The following is an 18,880-nucleotide window of genomic DNA, read 5'->3' as shown; positions in this document are numbered from 1 at the left end:
CCTACTCTCACAGTTGAACACGTTCAAATAGGCAAGGAGCTGGGAAAATGAATCTCGTCGTCGTCACATATGCGACCTATGCGGTCGTCAGCTTGGCGGTCACGTTCTGGGTGGCGCGGGTCCTGCATCGCACCGGTGCGCGATTCCTGGTGGATGTCATGAACGGGGACGGCGACCTCGCCGAAGCCGTGAACCATCTGCTGGTGATCGGGTTCTGGCTCGTGAACGCGGGCTTCGTGGCACTGGCTCTGCGCATCAGCGGCCCGGTCGTCGATGCGCGCGCCGCGATCGAGGACCTCGCCTCGAAACTCGGCATGGTGCTGCTCGTGCTCGGTGGCATGCACTTCGCGAACCTGATCGCCCTGAACAAAATTCGGCGCAGCCGGCACATGGAGCAGCAGGACGATGTCCCCCCGCTGCAGATCGACGCTGCCCAGTTAGCCTGAGCCCCATGCCCCGCCCCGAGCCCGCGACCGCGCGCGGCGAGGAAACTCGCCAGCAGATCATCGACGCCGCCCTGCGCCTGTTCGAGCAGAACGGCTACACGAAGACCACCATGCGCGCGATCGCGGGCGAAGCCGGTGTCAGCGTCGGCAACGCCTACTACTACTTCACCTCCAAAGAGCAGCTGGTCCAAGGCTTTTACCAGCACATCCAGGTCCTGCATCAGCAACGGGTCGAGCGGGCCCCGCGCAGCGGCTCCCTCGCCGCCCGATGGCTGGCCATGGAACTGGCCTTCGTCGACGTGGCCGCGCCCTACCACGAGTTCGGCGGGAAATTCTTCGCCATCGCCGCCGAGCCCACCAGCCCGCTCAGCCCCTTCAGCGACGAAAGCCGCCCGGCCCGGCAGGCTGCCACCGCCATCATGAGCGACGTGGTCATCGGCACGGACGTCAAGGGCGACAAGCGGCTGATGGCCGAGCTGCCGAATCTGCTGTGGCTGGCCCACATGGGCATCGTCCTGTTCTGGGTCCACGACCGCAGCCCCGAGCAGGAACGCACCCGGCTGCTGATCCGCCGGACCGCGCCGCTGGTCGAACGCATCGTGGCCCTGTCGAGACTCCGTCCACTGCGCCCGGTCCTCTATCCGGCCCTGGATCTCATCGAGGATCTGAGCAGCTGATCAGCCGCTGGACCTGCGGGAACGGTGGTTCCGGGTGGAAATGAGGGTCCCCTAATGACGATGGCTCGAGTGGCAGCTATGGTTAGCATCACCTAACGCCGCACCTGGGCGTTGTGTTGGAAGAGGACCTGAAGATGAACGGACGCTCGGGCGGTATGTCGCCGGTGCGCAAGAACCTGCTGCGGGTGTCGGCGGTGGGGGCCGCGCTGGTCATGGCGGCGGCGTGCAGCAGCACGAAGTCGAACCACGACGACGTGAAGGCGCTCGACGGGAACCGCTACACCCAGGTCAATATCGCCTCCAACAAGGAGTCGGACCAGGCGCAGTTCACCGATCCGAACTTCATCGACGCGTGGGGCCTCGCCAACCGGCCCAAGGGCGTGGGCGGGCACTTCTGGGTCGGGGCGGGCGGCTATTCGTTCCAGTTCGTCGGTGACGTGACCAAGTCGCCGGATGCCAAGTACCAGAAGATGTTCCAGGATCCGCTGAAGCTGGTGAACGTCCCCGGCGCGGACTCCATCCCGGACGACGACGGCGACGACTCCGAGGGCAAGACCACCGGCGTGGTCTTCAACCCGGCCCCGCTCAACTCCGACATCTTCGCGGTGAAGGACCAGCCGGTCAGCTACGACGGCAAGGACGAGAAGCTCACCGGCTCCGCGCGATTCATCTTCGCCGCCGACTCCGGCAAGATCTCCGGCTGGACCGAGCAGGGCGCGGGCGGCGCGATCGTGCGCCACGACGGCCCGGCCGTGCTCGAATTCGACGGCACCGCAGCGGGTATGAAGTTCAAGGGCATCGCCCTGGACCCCTCCAACACCAGGCTGCTGGCCGCCGACTTCGGCACCGACCCGCAGATCCGCACCTTCGACAAGGACTGGAAGCTGGTGCCCACCACCGGTTTCGCCAATCCCTTCGCCACCGGTGACGCCATCGACCCGGCCGACCCGGCCAAGGGCAAGAAGCTGAAGGTCGGCGACCCGGCCCCCTTCAATGTCGCCACCATCGGCGACCGCGTCTTCGTCACCTACGCCGTCACCCAGTCCGAGGGCGGCGACCCGAACAAGCTCAAGGCGGGCGAGGAAGACAAGCTCGACAAGGACAAGGAAAAGGACGCGGGCGACAAGGCCGAGAAGGGCCGGATCGCCGAATTCGACAAGAACGGCAAGCTGGTTCGCACCCTCGACGCGGACGGCCGACTCAACGCGCCGTGGGCCGTCACCCTCGCCCCGCAGAGCTTCGGCCCGCTCGCGGGCAAGCTGCTGGTCGGCAACTTCGGCGGCGCGGGCCACATCCTGGCCCTCGACGACAAGTCCGGCGCGTTCGTCGACTACTTGCGCGACGCCGACGGCAAGCCGGTCGAGATCGACGGCCTGTGGGGCCTGATGTTCGGCAATGGCGAGAGCCTCGGCGACGCCGACGCGCTGTACTTCACCGCCGGCCCGAACGACGAGAAGGAAGGACTCTTCGGCAGCCTGCGCCTGAAGTAGTCCGCACACGCGAGATCCCGCGGCCCCGAGCTGATCCCGGCTCGGGGCCGCGGCCGTTTCGCGATCAGCTCCCGACGCCGAGCGCGGTCAGCAGCACCAGCACCACGGTGATCACCGCGAACAGGCCGTGCCCGCCCACGACCAGGATCGGGAAGTGGCGCTCGGCCGGCTCGGCCTGCCCGACCGCGGGCGTGCCGGCACGGTACACCGGCAGCCAGCGGAACAGCATGAAGAAGCCGAGCAGCGCCACCGGAACCAGCAGCGCGAACGCGACCCAGGCGAGCGCGTCGACGTCGGCGATCAGATAGACGATCCACAACACCAGCCCGGCGGCGGCCAGCAGGAAGTGGCCGAAGATGACGGGCGGGGGCAGATGGCTGCGACCCGGCTCCCGCACACCGCCTTTGGCGATCCAGGTGCCGAGCAGGAAGAACCCGCCGCCCGCGGTGAGCAGCCAGGTGATCAGTGCCGCGATGGCCATGACGAACTCCTGTCGAAGAGAGGGGATTCAGCGGTGGAAACCGGTGGCCTGGGTGGCCTCGTCGGCGACCCGGACGCCATAGCGGTAGGCGAGTTTGCCGCCGAGATAACCGGATACGGACAGCGTCGCGAGCGCCGCCGCCGACAGCAGCAGCGGTCCGATCGGCACCGCGCCATGGGCGCCCTCGGCTCGCCGCCACACGAAATCCAGCGCGAAGGCGACGGTCACCGCGAGATTGAGGCTCAGGTGCAGCAAGCCCGTGCGGAAGGCCGGTGTCCCGGCCGGAATGGCCAGGAAATCGAGGAATCCGACGGTCGCCGCCGCGAGCGCGCCGAGCACGCCGAGGGCGATCAGCCACAGCGCACCCCGGGCCAGGAACTCGGGGTCCTCGACCACGTGCGAGCCGATGTCGAAGACCAGGCTCGCCACCCAGGCTCCGATGGGCACCGTCACCAGGATCGGATGGAACGGATGGCCGTACGGCCCGGCCAGCATCGCGCTCACCGGGCGTTTGGCCTGCTGTGGATCCGCGGTCACGACAACCTCCCAACCAGCACCGAATTTCGGAAAGTATTTTTGGTGTAATTATCTCTCCGGGTCAAGCGCTACACGCCGAACGAGTACCCATTGCCTTTCGGACAACACGGTGGGAGTTATCGTGGTCCTGTGACCAGTCCCGCCGCGATCGGTGCCGTCGCCGCCCTCGACGACGACTCGCGCCGCCGCATGTACTGGTTCATCCGCCGCGCCCGCCGCCCGGTCACCCGCGACGAGGCCGCCGCCGAGGTCGGCATCTCCCGCAAGCTCGCCGCCTTCCACCTCGACAAGCTCGTCGCCGCCGGCCTGCTGCGCGCCCACTACGAATCCGTCGGCACGATCCGCCGCGTCGGCCGCACCCCCAAGGTCTACGAACCCGCCGACACCGATGTGCGCGTGAGCATCCCGGAACGTCGCTACGAGATCCTCGCCGAAATCCTCATGGGCGCGGTCCTTTCCGAGGGGGCGGACGAGACCGCCCGCGAGACAGCCGTTCGCGTCGCAGCTCAACGCGGCGTCGACCTCGGCGACGCCGAACGCGACCGCCTCAAGCCCGGCCGCCTCGGCGCGGAACGAGCGCTGACGCTGCTGCAGGCCCTGCTCGCGGACCAGGGTTTCGAGCCGGGCCGCGCGGCACCGTCCTGTATTCGCCTGCACAACTGTCCTTTTCACCCCTTGGCGGCCAAGGCCCCGGAGTTGGTCTGCGGCCTGAACCACGCCTACCTCACCGGCGTCATCGACGGCTTGGGTGCGGAGTCCGTCGAAGCGATCCTGGCTCCTAAGCCCGGTGAATGCTGCGTCGAATTGCGTCCGCGCACCGCGAATCCCGCGTAGCCGGGTCGCTTCGCGAGGTCGGGCCCGGCTCGACGTCGGTGGCTACAGGATGCTCCGCACCGGGGCGAGGGCTGCGGTGAGAGCCGCGCCGCCGGTGGCCCAATCGGTGTCCGCCGGTTGGGAAGTCAGGATGACGACGGCGTAGCGGTCGGGCTGGGCTGAGGTGCCGACCAAGCCGGTGGTGTCGAGGGTGGTGGAGGTGTCGAGGGTCATCCAACCCTGTTTGACGGCCCAGGTGTCGGGGGTGAGGGCGTCGGGGATGCCGAAGAATTGGTCGGTGCCGTCGGCGGCGATCCGGTCGGCGTGGTTGAGGGCGGTCAGGAGGAGGGTGCGGGATGGGGCGGGGACCCGGGTGGTGATGTAGTGGTAGATGGTCACCACATCCGCTGGGGTGGTGAGGGTTTCGCCCCACTCGGTGGGATCGGATGGGGGCTGGGTGCCGGGCAGGCCGATGAGATCGGCCATGCGGGTCACGATGTCGTTGCCGCCGTTGGCATCCCACAGGGCGTCGGCGATGTCGTCGTCGCTGGCGGACAGCATCTGGGTCACCTCGTCCGCTGTGGCCGAATCCGGTTGCCAGCCTTGGGTATTCAGGGCGTCCAGGGCGATCAGGAGCTTGACGACCGACGCGGTGTAGAACTGCTGACCGGTATTGAGGCCGACGAGAACCGCCCCGGTGGTGGTGTCGGTGATGTCGATGCCCACCTGGGTTCCGGGGGAGGAGGCTTCCACGGCGGCCTGCATCTGCTCGGCGAGCTGGGCGGCGGAGGGGGTCGGGGCGCTGGGCTGGGTGGCGGCGACCGGAGTCGGTGCGGGTGATGCCGCCGGGGTGTCCGGATGGTGGGCGTCGGCGATTGCCACCGGAGCGGACAGCAGTGCCGCCCCGGTGATGAGGGCCGCGCATGCCACCGTCGACACGCGCCGCCACGAAGATCCCCCCGCTACCCGCTTCCGATTCGGACTCATGCCTGTTAGATCGGCAGATGGCTGCAGGCATCCCGTGAGCCCGCTGGGAGAAAGCTGTGAGCGGGTGCGATGAATTCCGTTGGCGAGCCCCGTCCTATCCGATAACCGCGCGGCCGAACCCATGACGAACTGCAAGGAGCACACCGATGCGCAAGATCACCGCTGGAATGTTCATCTCGCTGGACGGCATTGTCGCCGACCCGCAGGACTGGCACTTCCCGTACTACAACGAGGAGATGGGCGAGGCCGTGTCGGCGCTGGCCGCGACCGCCGACACCATGCTGTTCGGCCGGGTGACCTACGAGGGATTCGCGGGGGCATGGCCCGAGCGGGAGAACTCCGGCGAGGCGGACGCGGGCTTCGCGAAGGCGCTCGGCGATATGCGCAAGGTCGTCTTCTCGCACCGCGAACTCGATCTCACCTGGCGCAATTCCGAACAGCTGCCGGGCGACCTGGTCGAGGCCGCGGCCATGCTGAAAGCCGAAGTGGGCGGGGACATCACGTTGAGCGGCTCCACCTCGATCGTGCGGCAGTTACTGGCCGCCGAGCTGCTCGACGAGCTGCACCTGTTCGTGCACCCGGTCGTGCTCCGCAACGGCGGATTGCGGCTGTTCGACGAGGGGAATCCGATTCCGCTGCAGATGCTTTCGGTGACGCCGTTCAAGACCGGTGTGCTGCACGTGGTCTACGGTCCCGCCGCGGCCCCCGCGGCGGCTGGGTACGAGGAGGCCCGGGAGCACCTGGCCTAATCGGATTCGGAACCTGTGGAGCGGGACCGCCGGCGGCGGGCCCGCTCCTTTTCGATGGCGTCGTAGCGCAGCTGCAGGCCGTCGACGAAGGCGGACAGGGCCAGTTCGAAACTCTCGGCATCGATTTCGTCGGCCTTGGCGCGCAGCAGGTGCGCCTGTTCGAGATGGGGGTAGCGGTCCCGGTAGACCTGGACGTCGTCGACGAAGCCCCGGGAGAACGAGCCCATGGTGGCGCCCATGACGAGGTAGCGGGTGGCCGCGCCGATCATGGTGGCGTCGCGCGGGGGCCAGCCCGCGGAGACCAGGCCGCCGTGGACCGCGTCGGCGGCGCGCAGGTTCTCGTCGCGGGTACCGGGGCCCGCCGAAAGGTAGGCGACGAAGTTGGGGTGGCGGACCAGGGCGTCGCGGTAGGAGTGGGCCCAGGAGACGAGGCCGACGCGCCAGCCCTGGTCGAAGGCCGAGACGTCCACCCGGGCCATGAGGCCGCTCGCGATGTCGTCGAGGACGGCGTCCTTGGTGGGGTAGTGGGTGTAGAGGGAGGCCGCCTGCACGCCCAGTTCGGCGGCGAGCTTGCGCATGGACAGCTCGGCGAGCCCGTCGCGGTCGATCAGGGTCAGGGCCGCCTCGCGGATGCGTTCGCGACTCAGCAGCGGCACTTTCGGCCTGGCCATCCGGCTCACCTCCTCTGTGCGGGACCCCAATGACCCCTGGTGTGGGGGTTGAATTTATCACTCGGTCCTTGATTAACCGAACGCTGTTAGGATAGCTTCGAGTCATAAACCTAACAACGTTTGGTTAGGAGAGATCACAACCATGGACTTCGAACTCGGCGAGTCGCAAAGCGAACTGCGCGATGTGGCCCGGGCCTGGGTCGACAAAGAGGTCGTCCCGTACGCGGCCGAATGGGATCGCGCCGAATCGGTCGACACCGCCGTCGTCGGCAAGCTCGGCGAGATGGGATTCCTCGGCATCGAGATTCCCGAGGAGTACGGCGGGTCCGGTGGCACCGCCCTGGACTACTGCCTGCTGCTCGAGGAGCTGGGGCGCGGCGACAGTTCGGTGCGCGGCATCGTGTCGGTGTCGCTCGGGCTGGTCTCGAAGACCATCAAGACCTATGGCACCGACGCGCAGAAGCACGAGTGGCTGCCGCGGCTGTGCGCCGGGCAGGCGCTGGGCTGTTTCGGCCTGACCGAGCCGGGCACCGGATCCGATGCGGGCAGCCTCACCACCAAAGCCGTTGCGGACGGCGATGATTGGCTGCTCTCCGGCACCAAGATCTTCATCACCAATGGCACCTGGGCCGATGTCGCCATCATCTTCGCGCGCACCGGCGGCCCGGGCCCCAAGGGCGTGACCGCCTTCCTGGTCCCCACCGATGCGCCCGGCTTCGAGCGCAAGGAGATCAAGGGCAAGCTCGGCCTGCGCGGCCAGGCCACCGCGGAGCTGGTCCTCGACCGGGTCCGCGTGCCCGACGCCAACCGGCTCGGCGAACTCGGCCAGGGCTTCAAGATCGCCATGGCGGCCCTGGACAAGGGCCGCATGGGCGTGGCCGCCGGATGCGTCGGCGTCGCGCGCGGCTGCCTGGAAGCCGCGGTGAAATACGCTCGGGAGCGCGAACAGTTCGGCAAGCCGATCGCCTCCTACCAACTGGTTCAGGAACTGCTCGCCGATATCGCCGTCGAGGTCGAGGCGGCGCGGCTGCTCACCTGGCGGGTCGCCGACCTGGTGGAGAAGGGCAAGCCGTTCGGCACCGAGGCCTCGGTCGCCAAGCTGTTCGCCAGCGAGGCCGCGGTGAAGGCCGCCAACAACGCCATCCAGGTGTTCGGCGGATACGGCTACATCGACGAATACCCGGTGTCGAAGTTCCTGCGCGACGCGCGCGTGCTCACCCTCTACGAGGGCACCAGCCAGATCCAGAAACTGCTCATCGGCCGCGCCCTCACCGGCGTGAACGCCTTCCTCTGAACGTCACTCACAGACAGGGAGATCCACTCATGTCGAAAGTCGCAGTCGTGACCGGTGCGGCCCGCGGAATCGGCGCGGGCACCGCGGCCCGCCTGGCCGCCGACGGATTCGCCGTCGCCATCGTCGATCTCGACGAGGCCGCCTGCAAGGACGCCGTGGACGCCATTGTCGCCAAGGGCGGCAAGGCCATCGCGGTGGGCTGCAATGTCACCGATGAGGCGCAGGTCGCCGCCGCGTTCGAACGCGTTGCCGCGGAACTGGGTTCGGTGGACGTGCTGGTCAACAACGCGGGCGTGCTGCGCGACAACCTGCTGTTCAAGATGTCGGTCGACGACTGGGACATCGTCATGTCGGTGCACCTCAAGGGCGCGTTCCTGTGCTCGCGCGAGGCGCAGAAGTACATGGTGAAGCAGAAGTCCGGCAAGATCGTGAACACCTCCAGCGTGTCCGCGCTGGGTGCGCGCGGCCAGGCCAACTACTCGGCCGCCAAGATGGGCATCCAGGGCCTGACCCGCACGCTGGCAATGGAATTGGGGCCGTTCGGCATCAACGTGAACGCTGTCGCGCCGGGCTTCATCGTCACCGAGATGACCGACGCCACGGCCGCCCGCGTGGGCGTCTCCCCAGAGGAGTTCCGCGAGCAGGCCGCCAAGATCACCCCGCTGCGCCGCGTCGGCGAGCCGGTCGACATCGCGAACGTGGTGTCGTTCCTGGTCTCCGACGACGCCTCCTTCGTCACCGGCCAGACCATTTACGTCGACGGCGGCCGCCGCCTCTGACGAGACGCCCAACTCTCGGTAGCTCTCAGGGGCTTCCCCTGAAACCCCTTTACAAGAACAGAAGAGTCATGCAGAGAACAGTTTTCGACAAGGACCACGACGCCTTCCGCGAGACCGTGCGGGCATTCATCGAAGCCGAGGTCGTCCCCGTCTACGAGGAGTGGTACGCCGCCGGTATCGCGCCCCGCGACTTCTATTACAAGCTGGGCGAACTCGGCGTCTTCGGCATCGAGGTGCCGGAGGAGTACGGCGGCGCGGGCATCGAGTCGTTCAAGTTCCAGGCCATCCTCATGGAGGAATGCGCCCGCGCGGCGGTGTCCTTCGGCGGGTCCGGGGTGCACGTCGGGCTGTGCCTGCCCTACATCAAGAATCTCGCCACCGAGGAGCAGAAGCAGCGCTGGCTGCCCGGCTTCGTCACCGGCGAGATCATGTTCGCCATCGCCATGACCGAGCCGGGCACCGGCTCGGATCTGGCCGGAATGCGCACCACCGCGAAGCTTTCCGCGGATGGCACGCACTACGTGCTGAACGGGTCGAAGACCTTCATCACCGGCGGCGTGCTCGCCGACCGCGTCATCGTGTGCGCCCGCACCGCGCCGCCGTCGGAAACCGATCGCCGCCACGGCATCTCGCTGTTCGTCGTCGATACCAAGTCCGAGGGCTACAGCGTCGGCCGCAAGCTGGACAAGCTGGGCCTCAAGGTCTCCGACACCGCCGAGCTCAACTTCACCGACGTCAAGGTGCCGGTCGAGGACCTGCTGGGCGAGGAGCACAAGGGCTTCTCCTACCTGGGGCAGAACCTGCCGCAGGAGCGCCTGTCCATCGCGGTCGGCGCGTACGCCCAGGCGAGCGCGGCCATCCGCTTCGCCAAGGAGTACACCAAGCAGCGCAATGTCTTCGGACAGCCGGTCGCCGCCTTCCAGAACACCAAGTTCGAGCTGGCCGCCTGCCAGGCCGAGGTCGACGCGGCCGAAGCGGTCGTCGACCGCGGCCTCGACGCCCTCGACAACGGCACCCTCACCGCCGCCGACGCCGCCTCGGCCAAACTGTTCTGCACCGAGGTCGCGCACCGCGTCATCGACCGCTGCCTGCAGTTGCACGGCGGCTACGGATTCATCAACGAGTACCCCATTGCCCGCCTCTACGCCGACAATCGCGTGAACCGGATCTACGGCGGCACCAGCGAGGTCATGAAGACCATCATCGCCAAGAGCATGGGACTGTAGGCCGCGACGATGACGATCCCCGGTATAGCGTTGCCGCGCACGGGAATTGCCGAGGCTCGGGTTGGGGGAGCCTCGGCATGACCGCCGCATATCTGGTCGCCGGCGTGCGCACTCCGTTCGGTCGCTACGGCGGCGCGCTCGCCACCGTACGACCGGACGACCTCGCCGCACACGTGATCGCCGAACTGGTGCAACGGCTTCCGTCCGTGGACTGGGCGGCTGTCGATGACGTCATCTTCGGCTGCGCCAATCAGGCCGGGGAGGACAACCGGAATGTGGCGCGCATGGCGGGGCTGCTGGCCGGGCTGCCCGTGGAGGTAGCGGGCAGCACGGTCAACCGGTTGTGCGGATCCGGGCTGGACGCGGTGGCGAGTGCCGCGCGCGCGGTCAAGGCCGGGGACGCCGATCTGGTCATCGCGGGCGGCGTCGAGTCGATGACCCGTGCGCCGTTCGTCATGCCGAAAGCCGGTGCGGCGTGGGCGCGTTCGAACGAGGTCTTCGACACCACCATCGGGTGGCGGTTCGTGAATCCGCGCATGCGGGAGCAGTACGGGACCGACGCCATGCCGGAGACGGCGCAGAATGTGGCGGTCGAATTCGGGATCTCGCGAGAAGACCAGGACGCCTTCGCCCTCCGCTCCCAGGAGCGGGCGGCCGCCGCCCAGCGCAACGGGCGGCTGGCACGAGAGATCGCGCCGGTCACCGTGCCGCAGCGCAAGGGCGAGCCGATTGTGGTCGCCGCGGACGAACATCCGCGTGCGACCTCGCCGGAAGCCCTGGCGAAGCTGCACGCCGTGGTGCCCGGCGGAACCATCACCGCGGGCAACTCCTCCGGCGTCAACGACGGTGCGGCCTGCGTGCTCATCGCCTCGGAGCGGGCGGTCGAGCGATACGGCCTCACCCCGCTGGCACGGGTCGGCGCGGCCCTGTCGGTCGGCGTCCCGCCGCGCGTCATGGGCATCGGTCCCGCGCCCGCCACCGAAAAGCTGCTGGACCGAACCGGTCTCGGCATCGGGGACATCGACATCCTCGAGGTCAACGAAGCCTTCGCCGCGCAATCCCTGGCCGTGCTGCGGTCTCTCGGGCTGCCCGACGACGCCGACCACGTCAACCCCAACGGCGGGGCCATCGCCCTCGGGCATCCGCTGGGCGCCAGCGGCGCCCGGCTCGCCCTGACCGCCGCCCTGGAACTGTCCGACCGCGACGCCCACCGCGCCATCGCCACCATGTGTATCGGTGTGGGACAGGGCATTTCCGTCCTATTCGAACGCTGATCCGATCGAACCGAGGTCTCAATGAACGCGACTCTCTCCCTGGCCGGCATCCTCGCCGAACCGGCGTGGCGGCGACCCGACCACCTCGCCCTGATCGAGGGCGACCAGCGCATCACCTTCCGCGACCTGTGGCGGCAGGCCCGCGAACAGGCCGGGGCGCTCATCGAACTCGGGGTGCGCCCGGGCGACCGGGTCGCGCTCATGGGACCCAATACCGCGGATTTCCCGCGCGCCTACTTCGCCATCCTGGCCGCGGGCGCGACCGTGGTGCCGGTGCATCTGCTGCTCACCGCCGACGAGGCCGAGTACGTGCTGCGCGACAGCGGGGCCAAGGTCATGATCTGCCATCCGATGGTGGAGGCCGTCGGCAAGGAGGCCGCGAGCCGGGTCGGCATCGACTGCCTGAGCCCGAAAGAGCTGACCGGAGAAGCGATTCCGACCTACGTCGCGCGCAGCCCGCTCGACACGGCGGTCGTGTTCTACACCAGCGGGACCACCGGGCGGCCCAAGGGCGCGGAGCTCAGCCACCTCAATATGGTCATGTGCGCCACCGTGAACGCCTTCGACGCCAACGAGGTGAACCGCGAGGACATCGCCCTGGGCGCGCTGCCGCTGTTCCACGTGTTCGGGCAGACCGTCTCCATGAACTCGCACTGGCGGGTCGGCGCGACCCTGGTGTTGCTGCCGAGATTCGATGCGGCACAGGCGCTCGAGCTCATGGTGCAGGAGAACATCAACACCTTCCACGGCGTGCCCACCATGTACCACGGGCTGCTCGCGGCGGCGAAGGACGCGACCGCGCTGCCCGCGCTGCGGCTGTGCATCAGCGGTGGCGCGGCCATGCCGCCGGTCATCATCGAGGAATTCGAGAAGGTCTTCGGTTCGCACATCCTCGAGGGCTACGGCCTGTCCGAAACCTCGCCCACCGCAACGGTGAACCAGCCGACGCTCGGACCGAAGATCGGCACCGTCGGCCATCCCGTCTGGGGCGTCGAGGTCGAGATCGCCGCCGCCGACCTGCGCGACCGCATCGAGCTGCTGCCGGTCGGCGCCATCGGCGAGGTCGTGGTGCGCGGGCACAATGTGTTCAGCGGCTACACCGGAAACCCCGACGCCACCGCGGAAGTCATGGTGGACGGCTGGTTCCGCACCGGCGACCTCGGCATCAAGGACGAACAGGGCTACCTGCGCATCGTCGACCGGATCAAGGAGATGATCATCCGCGGCGGGTTCAACGTGTACCCGACCGAGGTCGAGGCGGCGCTGCTGCGGCACCCGAACATCGCGCAGGTGGCGATCATCGGCGTGCCGGACGAGAACTACGGCGAGGAGATCCTCGCGGTCGTCGTGCCGTCCGGGCCGCTCACCGCCGAGGAAGTCATCGACTACGCCAAAGAGCATGTGGCACGGTACAAGTACCCGCGCCGCGTCGAGTTCGTCACCGAACTGCCCATGGGGCCGACCCACAAGATCCTCAAGCGTGAACTCAAGCAGCGCTACGCGTAGCGGATTTTCGAACACTGCCTAGCCCGGAGGAACAGAACATGATCGACTTCAGCGACTTCGACCAGCTGCGCGCCGCCGTCGGCACCGAGGTCGGGGTCAGCGACTGGATCACCGTGGACCAGAAGCGCATCGACACCTTCGCCGACGCCACCGGCGACCACCAGTGGATCCACGTCGACGCCGCCCGCGCCGCCGCCGGACCGTACGGGCGCACCATCGCGCACGGGTTCCTCACCCTGTCGCTGACCGTGCCGATGACCGCCGAGGTCATGAACGTCAGCGCGAGCATGGCGATCAATTACGGGCTCAACAAGGTTCGCTTCATCAACCCGGTGCTCGTGGACAGCCGCATCCGGGGGCGGTTCACCCTCGACTCCGTCACCGACATCCCCGGCGGCGTGCAGGTCGTGCGGACGGTGACCGTCGAGATCGAGGGCGTGGAGAAGCCCGCGTGCGTCGCCGAGAGCATCACCCGCTATCTCGCCTGAGTCGCGCGAAATGGGCCCGCCGATCGAATCGATCGGCGGGCCTTCGCTTTTCGGCTGGCTGTGCGGCTTCTCGGCTAGCTGTGCGGTCCGAACGGCACCGCCGACAGCGGGGCAGCGTCCGGCGTGACCGTCGCGACCACCGAGATCCCCGCCGCCTGGAAGTTCGACAGCGCCCGGGCGATGTGGTCCGCCGAGGTGATCAGGATCGCGGTGTGCGCGCCGATCAGGTCCATCAGCTGCGCCGAGAAGGCCGCGTTCTGGACCGTCGAATTGGCCTTGGTCTCGGTGTGGATGCGATCGCGGTCGATGCCGTGGTCCACCAGCCAGTCGGCCATGGCGTCCGCCTCGGTCACCCCGTTCTGCGGGTTGCCGCCGGTCACGATGACCGGGGCCTGCGGGGACAGCAGCGCCGAGACGTACCCGGCGTACAGGCGCGCCATGAGCTCCGGGCGCATCTGACCGTCCGGCTGCAGGCCATAGCCGAGCACCACGATCGCGGTGTCGGGGGCGAACAGCGCGGGCAGGTTGATGCCCGGGAGGTCCACGCCGGGAAGGGCATTAGACAGGTCGACATTCGTGAAGTTCAGCGTCGAGAGCGCGTTGATGTCGGCGGGTATGTCCTGGGTCAGGCCCTCGAGCGGGTCGATCGGGGGCGGCGGCGGTGGTGCTTCGGCATGCGCCGTGCCGCCGGTGGCCAGCGCGATGACCGTCACACCGGGCAGCATGGCCTGAATGGCCCTGGTGCGGAAGGTTTTCGGTGCTGCCCGGTGATGTCGGCCGGTGCGGCCGCGTCCTGCGGTCGGGTGGACCCCCTGCCACTGACCGCCGGGTGAGATTCTCCGATGTCTGCCTGCGTCGAGCATCGCAACCCCCTGAGTAGTCCGATAGTGACTACCGTTCGGTTCACAATCTTCGAATCATGATCGCGCCGGGGTCACTTCCGTGGGGCGGTTTCGCGAAATCAAGATCCGAAAAATGGGGGCATCGCGGCCGAACAGCGCGCGAACAGCGGAAATATCAACCCCGCCCGGCATTCTCGATGTCGTCGCGAAGGTTCCGGCGCGGTGATCGGCATCACAGCCGAGCCGATGTCACACCCTCGCGGACCGCGTCGTCAACCTGACGAAGCCAACGAACAACACGGAAAAGAGAGCACGATGACCCGCTTCAACCTGTACGAGAACGAAGTCGCCGGCAAGTTCAACAAGCGCCTCGTCACCGCGGCCCGCGTCATCGACGAGTCCACCCTGCCCAAGACCACCCAGGAACTGGTGAAGATCCGCTCCTCCCAGATCAACCGCTGCGGCATGTGCCTGGACATGCACACCAAGGACGCCGCCCACGCCGGCGAGACCCCCGTGCGCCTGGCCATGGTCGCCGCCTGGAAGGAATCCACCGTCTTCACCGACGCCGAGCGCGCCGCCCTCGCCCTCACCGAGGAGGGCACCCGCCTCGCCGACACCGGCGGCATCACCGAGGACACCTGGGCCCAGGTCCGCAAGAACTACGACGACGACCAGATCGGCGCCCTGATCTCCCTCATCGCCACCATCAACGCCTGGAACCGCCTCAACGCCATCTCCGGCCTCGTCGGCGGCGAATACGTCCCCGGCCAGTGGTGATCTGACGAGCCAACGAGTGGCACACCCTGGCGGGCAACCCATCCCGCCGCGCTGTGCCACTCGGCGTTCGGGGGCGGCGGACCCCTCGATGCGGCCGACCCGGCGGGGGTGGGTCAGTCGGTGTGGCGGGTCTGGGGCCAGTCGATGGCTACTCGGCCTGCGGTGGTCACGTAGGTGGTGAAGACGTTCAGGGCTACATGGGCGATGATCTCGAGCAGGAGTTCGGGGGAGAGGCCGGTGGTGTGGGCGGCCAGGAGGTCGGCGTCGGTGACCGTGCCGTTGTGGATCAGGAGGGCGTGGGCGAAGGCCAGGCAGGCTTCGGCTTCCGGGTCGGTGGAGTCGGCTCGGCGGGCGCGGGACGCCTCGTCCGGGGTGAGGCCGGCGACCTTGGTGGCGCGGTAGGTGTGGGCCGAGAGGGCGTAGTCGCTGGAGTTGTGCTGGGCTACCAGCAGAGCCAGGCGCTCGCGGGTGGGCAGCGGAATTCGGCCGTGCCGCAGGGCATCCGAGAGATCCAGATAGCCGCGCAGGGCCGAGGGGCTGTTTGCCATGGCCTTGGTCAGGTTCGCGGTCATGCCGAAGGCTTGCTGAGCCTCGGCGAACAGGGCGGCGGTGGCGGCGGGCGCGTCCTCCGGTTCCAGCAGCGGGAATCCTGACATGCGTTCGAGAATCCGTGCGCGCGTTGATAGATTCGCTGTACATCGGCGATGTGCCGAACGAACAGCGGCTCATGGTGGATGTACGGGTGACAGTAAGACTGACGGTGCTCGGTCCGGTCGGTGTGATGGTGGACGAGCGGGCCGTACCGGGACTCGCGCCACGCCATCGCGCCGTATTGGCCTACCTGTTGCTGAACGCGCGCGCGGTGGTCACCGTCGAGCAGCTGACCGACGCGCTCTGGGGGCCCACCCCGCCCGACACCGCGCGCTCGCAGATCCACCACGCCATCACCGCCGTTCGCAAGGTGCTGCGTAGCGCGGGAATCGCCGACATCCTGCACACCCGCGCCAACGGCTACCTCATCCACCCGGCCCCCGGCCAGTGCGACCTCGACGACTTCGCCGCCGAAACCGCCACCGCCGGCCGCGAATCCGCCGCCGACCCCGAGGCCGCCGCCCGCCGCCTGCGCACCGCCCTGCGGCTGTGGTGCGGCCGGCCGCTGGCCGACGTGAAGGCCGACTACGTCCCCGACACCCGCGCCCGCCTCGAGGACCGCCGCCTGCGCGCCGTCGAACTCCTCGCCGAACTCGACCTCGCCGGCGGCCGTCACGACCACGTCATCGACGAACTCCCGCCCCACCTGGCCGCGAATCCGTTGCGCGAGAAGCTCGCCGCCCACCTGTCCCTCGCCCTCTACCGCGCCGGGCGCCAACTCGACGCCCTCGCCACCGCCCGCTCCTACCGGACCCACCTCGTCGAAGACCAGGGCCTCGACCCCAGCTCCACCTTCGACGACCTCGAACACGCCATCCTCCGCCGCGACCCGGCCCTGGATTATCGCCCGGCCGACGCGCCGATCGACCCGCCGCGGCCCGCCGCCGTCGCGGCCTATTCGAGCGGCCTCGCACCCGATGCGAGTGGTGCCACATTCGATGCGGACCGTGTCGCGCCCGGTCATCCCGGCGCAGGTGTGGCCGGGATCCACAGCGACGGTGTCGATTCCGGCCGAGATCACGCCGGAATGACCGTGAGCTTCCTGCCCTACGACATCCCCGACTTCATCGGGCGCACGGAGGATATCGAGCGCCTGGATGTGTGGCTGACCGGGAACGAGGCCGAGGTGACGGCCATCGACGGGATGGCCGGGATCGGGAAGACCGCGCTGGCGGTGCGGTTGGCGCATGCGCTGGGGGAGAGGTTTCCGGAGGGGCAGCTCTTCATCGATCTGCAGGGGCACACGCCGGGCAAGGATCCGCTCGATATCGGAATCGCGTTGGGGGCCTTGCTGCGTCAGCTGGGCGTGGCCGATGACGCGATCCCCTCGGGGGAGGCCGATCGGGCCGCGCTGTGGCGGGCCAGGCTGCGGGATCGTCGGGTGATCGTGGTGGTCGACAACGCTGTCGACACCGCGCAGGTGCGCCCGCTGCTGGCCGGGCGCGGGGCGCACCGGGTGATCGTGACCAGCCGGCGGCGGCTGCTGGATCTGGACGGGGCGCAATCGCTGTCGATGGAACTGCTGGCCCCGGCCGACGCCGTGGAACTGTTCCGGGCCATCGTGGGGGAGCGGGCGGACACGGAACCCCTTGCGGCACTGGACGTCCTGCAGCTGTGCGGCTTCCTGCCGCTGGCCATCCGCATCGCGGCGGCCCGGCTGGCGCACCGGCCGCAGTGGACCGTCGAGTACCTGGCCGGGCGGCTGCGCGACCAGCGGCGGCGGCTCACCGAGCTCGCCACGCCGGAACGCGGGGTGGCCTCGGCCTTCGCGCTGTCGTATCAGCAGCTCGAACCCGCCGAGCAGCGCATGTTCCGGCTGCTCGGACTGCATCCCGCGCGCGATATCGAACCGTACGCCGCCGCCGCGCTGACCGGGCTCGACGCGGCCGATGCCGAGGACCACCTGGAGCGACTGCTCGACGCGCACGTGCTGACCCAGCTGCGGCCGGGCCGCTACACCATGCACGACCTGCTGCGTGAGCACGCCCGCGCCACCGCTGCGGCAGAGGAGACAGCCGAGGCCCGCGACGCGGCGGTGGAAGCCCTCTACCGGTACTACCACGACACCGTCGCCAACGCCGTCGGACTGCTCTTCCCCGACGGCTCCCGCATCGGACCCGTTGATTCGGTCGGTGCACAACCCATTACGATGCCGACCCTGACCTTCGACGAGCCCGCGCAGGCCATCGAATGGCTCGACGCGGAACGCATCAACCTGGTGGCCATCTGCATCGCACCCGACGAGGCGACGCGACCCGGATACACGGCCGGGCTGGCCCGCAGCCTGCACGCCTACCTCGACGGAAACGGCCACTACGGGACCGCGCACACCATGCACACCCAGGCCCTGCGCAGCAGCCGCCGCGACGGCGACCTCGCGGCGCAATCCCGGGCGTGCAGCGATCTGGCCTGGATCGCCTGGCGCTTCGGGCGATTGGACGAGGCGCACGAATTCGGCGAGCAGGCACTGGATCTCGCCCGCGCCGCCGCCGACGGGCGCGCCGAGGCTCGCGCCCACTACGTCTTCGGCTACGTCTTCTGGCAGCGCGACATCGAGCGGGCCGGTGAACACTATCGCCAGGGTCTGGCCCTGTTCCGGGAATTCGGCGACCGCGCCGGCGAAGCGGCCTGCCTGACCAGCCTCGGCACCGTCAACGAACGCCTCGAACGCTACGCCGAAGCCCACGAACTCCTCGCCGAAGCCCTCGGCCTCTACCGTGGATTGGGTTCCCGCACAGGCGAAATCGTGGTCCTGAACAATATCGGCCCGGTCTACCTCGGCGAGGACCGTCCCGACGAGGCCCGCCGCCAACACCGCCGCGCCCTCGACCTGTGCCGCGAACTCCGCTTCCGCAGCGAGGAAGCCGAGGCCCTCAACGGCCTCGGCGAAATCGCCCTCGCCCTCGGCGACCCGGCCGGTGCGGTCACCGACTTCGCCGCCGCCGTCACCGCCTGCCGCGACCTGGGCGACCGCGCCGAGGAGGCCCGTGCCCTCCTCGGCCTCGCGCAGGCCCAGCAGGCACTCGGGCAGACCGTGGCCGCCCGCGACCATTCCGCCCGCGCCCTGGCCCTTTTCGAGGAACTCGAGGTCCCCGAGGCTGACGACGCCCGCGCCCTGCTCGCCGAACTCGGCTGATCCCTCGCCGGAAAATCGGTTTCGCTTTCGGCGCGGGGTCGTTACTGTTCTCG

General features: G+C 68.6%; 19 protein-coding genes. 13 read left to right on the top strand and 6 right to left on the bottom strand.

Annotated elements, in window-relative coordinates; translation table 11 throughout:
- Positions 1-47: 47 nt before the first annotated feature.
- The 3 genes from GPX89_RS33915 (at position 48) to GPX89_RS33905 (ending at position 2,613) form a co-directional block, all read left to right on the top strand.
- Positions 48-446 carry a hypothetical protein gene (locus tag GPX89_RS33915; RefSeq protein WP_157391794.1) on the top strand — a complete coding sequence of 133 codons (399 nt, stop codon included), beginning with the start codon at positions 48-50 and terminating at the stop codon, positions 444-446.
- Positions 447-451: 5 nt separating this feature from the next.
- Positions 452-1,123, top strand: a complete 672-nt coding sequence (locus GPX89_RS33910) for a TetR/AcrR family transcriptional regulator (protein ID WP_157391793.1) — start codon at positions 452-454, stop codon at positions 1,121-1,123.
- Positions 1,124-1,257: 134 nt separating this feature from the next.
- Positions 1,258-2,613 (top strand): TIGR03118 family protein, encoded by a 1,356-nt coding sequence (locus GPX89_RS33905; RefSeq protein ID WP_235948736.1) that lies wholly within the window; start codon positions 1,258-1,260, stop codon positions 2,611-2,613.
- Between the two features lie 64 nt (positions 2,614-2,677).
- Here GPX89_RS33905 and GPX89_RS33900 read toward each other — a convergent pair whose 3' ends face one another.
- Together GPX89_RS33900 and GPX89_RS33895 are read right to left on the bottom strand one after the other, a co-directional pair.
- On the bottom strand, positions 2,678-3,094 hold the full coding sequence (locus GPX89_RS33900; RefSeq protein WP_157391792.1) for a hypothetical protein: 417 nt from the start codon (positions 3,092-3,094) through the stop codon (positions 2,678-2,680).
- A gap of 27 nt (positions 3,095-3,121) precedes the next feature.
- The gene (locus GPX89_RS33895; RefSeq protein ID WP_328602617.1) at positions 3,122-3,631 is read right to left on the bottom strand and encodes a DUF2231 domain-containing protein; all 510 of its coding nucleotides are present in this window, start codon (positions 3,629-3,631) and stop codon (positions 3,122-3,124) included.
- A 129-nt stretch (positions 3,632-3,760) separates the two neighbouring features.
- On the opposite strand from GPX89_RS33895, the gene GPX89_RS33890 reads away from it, so the two are divergent.
- Positions 3,761-4,465 (top strand): helix-turn-helix transcriptional regulator, encoded by a 705-nt coding sequence (locus GPX89_RS33890; protein WP_328602616.1) that lies wholly within the window; start codon positions 3,761-3,763, stop codon positions 4,463-4,465.
- A 42-nt stretch (positions 4,466-4,507) separates the two neighbouring features.
- Here the strand turns inward: GPX89_RS33890 and GPX89_RS33885 are convergent, their stop codons facing one another.
- Positions 4,508-5,383: a serine hydrolase gene (locus GPX89_RS33885; RefSeq protein WP_157391791.1), complete on the bottom strand. Its 876-nt coding sequence runs from the start codon at positions 5,381-5,383 to the stop codon at positions 4,508-4,510.
- Between the two features lie 194 nt (positions 5,384-5,577).
- Here GPX89_RS33885 and GPX89_RS33880 point away from each other — a divergent pair, with 194 nt between their 5' ends.
- Positions 5,578-6,180: a dihydrofolate reductase family protein gene (locus GPX89_RS33880; RefSeq protein WP_157391790.1), complete on the top strand. Its 603-nt coding sequence runs from the start codon at positions 5,578-5,580 to the stop codon at positions 6,178-6,180.
- Here GPX89_RS33880 and GPX89_RS33875 read toward each other — a convergent pair.
- Positions 6,177-6,851, bottom strand: coding sequence for a TetR/AcrR family transcriptional regulator (locus GPX89_RS33875; protein WP_157391789.1), 675 nt, complete (start codon positions 6,849-6,851; stop codon positions 6,177-6,179). The genes GPX89_RS33880 and GPX89_RS33875 overlap by 4 nt on opposite strands.
- A gap of 142 nt (positions 6,852-6,993) precedes the next feature.
- Between GPX89_RS33875 and GPX89_RS33870 the strand changes: the two genes are divergently transcribed.
- The 6 genes from GPX89_RS33870 (at position 6,994) to GPX89_RS33845 (ending at position 13,418) form a co-directional block, all read left to right on the top strand.
- Complete coding sequence (locus tag GPX89_RS33870) at positions 6,994-8,145, top strand: acyl-CoA dehydrogenase family protein (protein WP_157391788.1); 1,152 nt, start codon at positions 6,994-6,996, stop codon at positions 8,143-8,145.
- A 29-nt stretch (positions 8,146-8,174) separates the two neighbouring features.
- On the top strand, positions 8,175-8,924 hold the full coding sequence (gene fabG, locus GPX89_RS33865; protein WP_157391787.1) for a 3-oxoacyl-ACP reductase FabG: 750 nt from the start codon (positions 8,175-8,177) through the stop codon (positions 8,922-8,924).
- Positions 8,925-8,992: 68 nt separating this feature from the next.
- Entirely contained in the window at positions 8,993-10,150 is a 1,158-nt protein-coding gene (locus tag GPX89_RS33860) for an acyl-CoA dehydrogenase family protein (RefSeq protein ID WP_157391786.1), read from the top strand.
- A gap of 77 nt (positions 10,151-10,227) precedes the next feature.
- Complete coding sequence (gene pcaF / locus GPX89_RS33855; protein ID WP_157391785.1) at positions 10,228-11,424, top strand: 3-oxoadipyl-CoA thiolase; 1,197 nt, start codon at positions 10,228-10,230, stop codon at positions 11,422-11,424.
- Between the two features lie 21 nt (positions 11,425-11,445).
- Positions 11,446-12,930: a long-chain-fatty-acid--CoA ligase gene (locus tag GPX89_RS33850; protein ID WP_157391784.1), complete on the top strand. Its 1,485-nt coding sequence runs from the start codon at positions 11,446-11,448 to the stop codon at positions 12,928-12,930.
- Between the two features lie 38 nt (positions 12,931-12,968).
- A complete protein-coding gene (locus GPX89_RS33845) occupies positions 12,969-13,418 on the top strand; it encodes a MaoC family dehydratase (RefSeq protein ID WP_157391783.1) in 450 nt (149 codons plus the stop codon).
- A 74-nt stretch (positions 13,419-13,492) separates the two neighbouring features.
- Here GPX89_RS33845 and GPX89_RS33840 read toward each other — a convergent pair whose 3' ends face one another.
- Positions 13,493-14,131 carry a YdcF family protein gene (locus tag GPX89_RS33840; protein WP_328602615.1) on the bottom strand — a complete coding sequence of 213 codons (639 nt, stop codon included), beginning with the start codon at positions 14,129-14,131 and terminating at the stop codon, positions 13,493-13,495.
- Between the two features lie 444 nt (positions 14,132-14,575).
- Here GPX89_RS33840 and GPX89_RS33835 point away from each other — a divergent pair, with 444 nt between their 5' ends.
- Positions 14,576-15,040: a carboxymuconolactone decarboxylase family protein gene (locus tag GPX89_RS33835; protein ID WP_157391781.1), complete on the top strand. Its 465-nt coding sequence runs from the start codon at positions 14,576-14,578 to the stop codon at positions 15,038-15,040.
- A 113-nt stretch (positions 15,041-15,153) separates the two neighbouring features.
- On the opposite strand, the gene GPX89_RS33830 is transcribed toward GPX89_RS33835, so the two are convergent.
- Complete coding sequence (locus tag GPX89_RS33830; RefSeq protein WP_157391780.1) at positions 15,154-15,696, bottom strand: carboxymuconolactone decarboxylase family protein; 543 nt, start codon at positions 15,694-15,696, stop codon at positions 15,154-15,156.
- 86 nt (positions 15,697-15,782) lie between these two features.
- Here GPX89_RS33830 and GPX89_RS33825 point away from each other — a divergent pair, with 86 nt between their 5' ends.
- Positions 15,783-18,827 (top strand): AfsR/SARP family transcriptional regulator, encoded by a 3,045-nt coding sequence (locus GPX89_RS33825; RefSeq protein WP_198347719.1) that lies wholly within the window; start codon positions 15,783-15,785, stop codon positions 18,825-18,827.
- Positions 18,828-18,880: the final 53 nt, after the last annotated feature.

This window comes from Nocardia terrae (assembly GCF_009760405.1).
In the GTDB taxonomy this organism is placed as follows: domain Bacteria; phylum Actinomycetota; class Actinomycetes; order Mycobacteriales; family Mycobacteriaceae; genus Nocardia; species Nocardia terrae.
The sequence above is the reverse complement of the archived record's forward strand: the minus strand, read 5'-3'. Positions and strand labels throughout refer to the sequence as shown.

Coding starts and splice junctions, on each gene's coding strand:
- GPX89_RS33910 (WP_157391793.1), top strand. CDS start 452: ATGCCCCGCCCCGAGCCCGCGACCGCGCGCGGCGAGGAAACTCGCCAG.
- GPX89_RS33870 (WP_157391788.1), top strand. CDS start 6,994: ATGGACTTCGAACTCGGCGAGTCGCAAAGCGAACTGCGCGATGTGGCC.
- GPX89_RS33905 (WP_235948736.1), top strand. CDS start 1,258: ATGAACGGACGCTCGGGCGGTATGTCGCCGGTGCGCAAGAACCTGCTG.
- GPX89_RS33850 (WP_157391784.1), top strand. CDS start 11,446: ATGAACGCGACTCTCTCCCTGGCCGGCATCCTCGCCGAACCGGCGTGG.
- GPX89_RS33900 (WP_157391792.1), bottom strand. CDS start 3,094: ATGGCCATCGCGGCACTGATCACCTGGCTGCTCACCGCGGGCGGCGGG.
- fabG (WP_157391787.1), top strand. CDS start 8,175: ATGTCGAAAGTCGCAGTCGTGACCGGTGCGGCCCGCGGAATCGGCGCG.
- GPX89_RS33880 (WP_157391790.1), top strand. CDS start 5,578: ATGCGCAAGATCACCGCTGGAATGTTCATCTCGCTGGACGGCATTGTC.
- pcaF (WP_157391785.1), top strand. CDS start 10,228: ATGACCGCCGCATATCTGGTCGCCGGCGTGCGCACTCCGTTCGGTCGC.
- GPX89_RS33915 (WP_157391794.1), top strand. CDS start 48: ATGAATCTCGTCGTCGTCACATATGCGACCTATGCGGTCGTCAGCTTG.
- GPX89_RS33845 (WP_157391783.1), top strand. CDS start 12,969: ATGATCGACTTCAGCGACTTCGACCAGCTGCGCGCCGCCGTCGGCACC.
- GPX89_RS33835 (WP_157391781.1), top strand. CDS start 14,576: ATGACCCGCTTCAACCTGTACGAGAACGAAGTCGCCGGCAAGTTCAAC.
- GPX89_RS33875 (WP_157391789.1), bottom strand. CDS start 6,851: ATGGCCAGGCCGAAAGTGCCGCTGCTGAGTCGCGAACGCATCCGCGAG.
- GPX89_RS33860 (WP_157391786.1), top strand. CDS start 8,993: ATGCAGAGAACAGTTTTCGACAAGGACCACGACGCCTTCCGCGAGACC.
- GPX89_RS33830 (WP_157391780.1), bottom strand. CDS start 15,696: ATGTCAGGATTCCCGCTGCTGGAACCGGAGGACGCGCCCGCCGCCACC.